Below are 3,414 nucleotides of genomic sequence, written 5' to 3' on the forward strand. Positions count from 1 at the left end.
AGCCGTCATTATCATATTCAACGTCAAGAAGCTTCTGAATCACAGGTTTCTGATTCGTCTTTGAGCACATCAGGAACGAAAGATCAGTTCGAAAGAAACGTTCCATATTGTCCGGTGATTCGTACCCTCTGTCGAAAATCACGGTTACATCGTCAATGTCCAGCTGCCGGAGATCATACAGTATGGTTGTTACCGTGCTCAGGTCTGAAATATTGCCGGCAAAGGATCTGTAATATATGGGCTGATGCGAACTCACCGAGTACACAACTACTTCAACGGTATTGGCGAGATCTGCGTTATCCTTATTGTTTCCCCAGCGGATTTCCGCTATATGCGATCCCCATGCCGAACGCGTTGTGGAATCGCAGGCGAGAACGGCCTCTTTGGGCTGTTTTTCAACACGGAGCTTTATAAACGACATTCTGTGCCGTTCCTGGATTCTCTTGGTAAAGTTTGTAATTCTCGGAGGTGTCAGAGCTTCCAAAGACATGGTCTTCGTGCATTGCTGCCACTCGCTTACATGAGAATAATTCATATTGCCAAGACACGGGTACACTGCGAGGGTCAGTATATCATTCACTATCTCCTCTTCGTGATCAAACGTGATCATCAGATCATCGTAAACATGAAGCTTTTCCGCTATTTTCAGCATAAACCACACATGGCCGTACAAACGGTTGTTGTATTGGTCTGATACCGGCGGAACCACCTCATTAGCTGATGCCGGGCCAGATTCGGCAGCTTTTGTTTTATCAGCATGACCGTCAGATGACTTCTCTCTGCCAGTGACTGGTTCTCCGGAGGAAGCTTGTTTCTGGTAATTGCTGAGATACGACAAATCCCACTCTTCAGGGAAGATAAACTTTGCCTTCTCTTCGCCGGGAAGAAACAAAAACTCAGCAAATGGCTTAAATACAAAATTCTGATCAATGGTTCCGTAGTGCTGGTACTTACGGTAGCTTTTGCCCTCAGCATTTTTGGCGGTAACAACTGTAGCTGCATACGTATATCCGTTTGCAGTATGAACAAGCATCTTATACGGGGAATTCGGGTCAGCTGTACGGCCTCTCATATGAACCTCACTGCATTGTTTAATGGTATAATTATACAATGATAATGAGGACTGTTCAAGTTCAATTGTACGCAATAATCAGGGGTTCAGGCTATTTTCCGTTTTCTGTGTATAATTAACTGAAAAATTTGGAAAATAAGACGGATGGACAGAATTGGATAAGCGGGAAGCGCCGGGGAGGTGATTGAATAAAGATGCGAACGCCGCGGCTTACGGTGCGGAAAACGGTATCCGCCTCCCGTTCCGGAAGGCGGGCAGAGCCGGGGAGACAGCGGAGGTTCGTCCCTTCGGCTCCCGGCTTCAGCGCTGTTTGTCCTTCCCCCTGAAAAGCACGGCATTGATCGCCTCTCCCAGCCTGAGATGCCCCGCGGGATCCAGATGCTCCTCGTCCCAGGCCTCGGCTCTCACCGCGTCCGAGGCGGCCAGGAAGAGATGCCCCCGCTTTGCGGCAATGGCGCGGTACACGGTCTTAAGCTCCCGGGAGACGGCCACGGATTCCGGACTGAAGGCGGGATCCCGGTCAGGCCGCCAGACGTTTTCTCCGAGATAAGGAGGAGAGACCACCAGAATGCGGGAGGGCAATATCACCCTAGCCAGGATATCAAGACAGAGGGAGAGCCCCTGACCGATCTCCTCTGCCGTGGCGCCGTACACCCTTTTGCAGTCATTGGTGCCCAGCATGATCACCGCGTAATCGGGGGTTCCGGCCTCCTCCAGAGCCCGGGGAAGAGCCCGGGCGCCGTTTCGGCCCGGAGCAGCCGGATCGTCAAAGGCGGCGGTGCGGCCGCAGAGGCCGGCTTCAATAACCTCCCGGCCGGAGAGCCGGGCCAGAACTCCCGGCCAGCGGGTTTCCCGGGGATAGCGGGGCGTCATAAGATCTCCGGGCGCATACCCCCAGGTATTGGAATCCCCGAAGCAAAAAATTCTTTCCGTCATTGCTCTCTTCCTTTCCTTAATATTGCTGTTTCTGTTATTTCTTCTGTTTCTGCTTGCTGCTGTTCCTGCTCCCGGCTTCGTCTGCTGCCGGAGCCGTCCTCCATAATAACACACGAAGGCCGGGGAAGGCTCTCTGCCCTGCCCCGGCCTCTGCCATCAATAATCCCGTGATAAACTGTCCTGAACCTTAACGCTTGCCCAGGTTGCGATCTCGCCTGGGCGTTTGCCGGTCAGGACAGCTCTTTCCTCCGGGACTACTCCCCGTTAAAGAGCGGAGTGGAGTAGTATCTGTCGCCGCTGTCCGGGAGGAGAGCCACAATCACCTTGCCGGCATTTTCCGGACGGCGGGCGAGCTCGATGGCGCCGAAGAGAGCCGCGCCGGAGGAAATCCCCACGGAAATGCCCTCCTTCCGGGCCAGAAGCCGGGCGGTATTAAAGGCATCGTCACCGGAAGCCCGGAACACCTCGTCATAAACCTTGGTATTGAGAACATCAGGCACAAACCCGGCGCCGATGCCCTGAATCTTGTGGGGGCCGGCCCGGCCTTCTGACAGCACCGGGGAATCCAGAGGCTCCAGAGCCACAACCTTAACCGCCGGATTCTGGGACTTCAGATACTCGCCGGTGCCGGTTACGGTGCCGCCGGTGCCTACACCGGCAATGAAGATATCCACCCGGCCTTCCGTATCCCGCCAGATCTCGGGACCGGTGGTTTCCCGGTGGGCCTTGGGATTGGCCTCATTCACAAACTGTCCCGGAATAAAGCTGTTGGGAATTTCCTTAGCCAGCTCCTCGGCCTTGGCAATGGCGCCCTTCATGCCCTTGCTGCCTTCGGTCAGTACCAGCTCGGCGCCGTAGTGCTTCAGGATATTCCTTCTCTCGGCGCTCATGGTCTCCGGCATGGTAAGGATAATGCGATAGCCCCGGGCGGCGGCGATGGCAGCGAGACCGATGCCGGTGTTGCCGCTGGTGGGTTCAATGATGACTGAGCCTTCCTTAAGAAGTCCCCGGGCCTCCGCATCGGCGATCATGGCTCCGGCAATGCGATCCTTCACGCTGCCGGCCGGGTTGAAGTATTCCAGCTTCACCAGCACGGTGGCCTTGAGATCCAGCTCCTTCTCAATGTTGGTTACTTCCAGAAGCGGGGTGTTGCCGATAAGCTCGGCGAAGCTCTTTTTAATTCCTGACATGATATTTTGCTCCAAATAATGCTGTGTTCCGATTTAAGGCAGGGATGCTGCGTTTTCTGCTTCTTATGCAGCATCTCCTGCGGGGTTTTGCTTTTGCTCTACTGCTGATGTTCTGATTAAGCCTCTGCCACGGCCTTAAAGCCGTTTTCCAGATCCGCCAGAATGTCATCGATATGCTCGATGCCGATGGAGAGACGAATGGTGCCCGGGGTAATG

At 54.3% G+C, this 3,414-nt stretch carries 4 protein-coding genes; all 4 read right to left on the bottom strand.

Annotation, left to right across the window (positions count from 1 at the left end):
* Positions 1 to 1,072 (bottom strand): transposase (locus ACJROR_RS02850; protein WP_406545771.1); only part of this gene is annotated, 1,072 nt, incomplete at its 3' end.
* A gap of 300 nt (positions 1,073 to 1,372) precedes the next feature.
* Positions 1,373 to 2,008, bottom strand: coding sequence for a GDSL-type esterase/lipase family protein (locus tag ACJROR_RS02855; protein ID WP_406545772.1), 636 nt, complete (start codon positions 2,006 to 2,008; stop codon positions 1,373 to 1,375).
* A gap of 254 nt (positions 2,009 to 2,262) precedes the next feature.
* Positions 2,263 to 3,198: a cysteine synthase A gene (gene cysK, locus ACJROR_RS02860; protein ID WP_406545773.1), complete on the bottom strand. Its 936-nt coding sequence runs from the start codon at positions 3,196 to 3,198 to the stop codon at positions 2,263 to 2,265.
* A 116-nt stretch (positions 3,199 to 3,314) separates the two neighbouring features.
* The gene (locus ACJROR_RS02865) at positions 3,315 to 3,413 is read right to left on the bottom strand and encodes a PLP-dependent transferase (protein ID WP_406545774.1); all 99 of its coding nucleotides are present in this window, start codon (positions 3,411 to 3,413) and stop codon (positions 3,315 to 3,317) included.
* Position 3,414: the final 1 nt, after the last annotated feature.

This window comes from Succinimonas sp., from assembly GCF_045225735.1.
GTDB lineage: Bacteria > Pseudomonadota > Gammaproteobacteria > Enterobacterales > Succinivibrionaceae > Succinimonas.

Excerpts from the sequence above, each read along its gene's own strand:
- ACJROR_RS02855 (WP_406545772.1), bottom strand. The coding sequence starts at position 2,008 with ATGACGGAAAGAATTTTTTGCTTCGGGGATTCCAATACCTGGGGGTAT.
- cysK (WP_406545773.1), bottom strand. The coding sequence starts at position 3,198 with ATGTCAGGAATTAAAAAGAGCTTCGCCGAGCTTATCGGCAACACCCCG.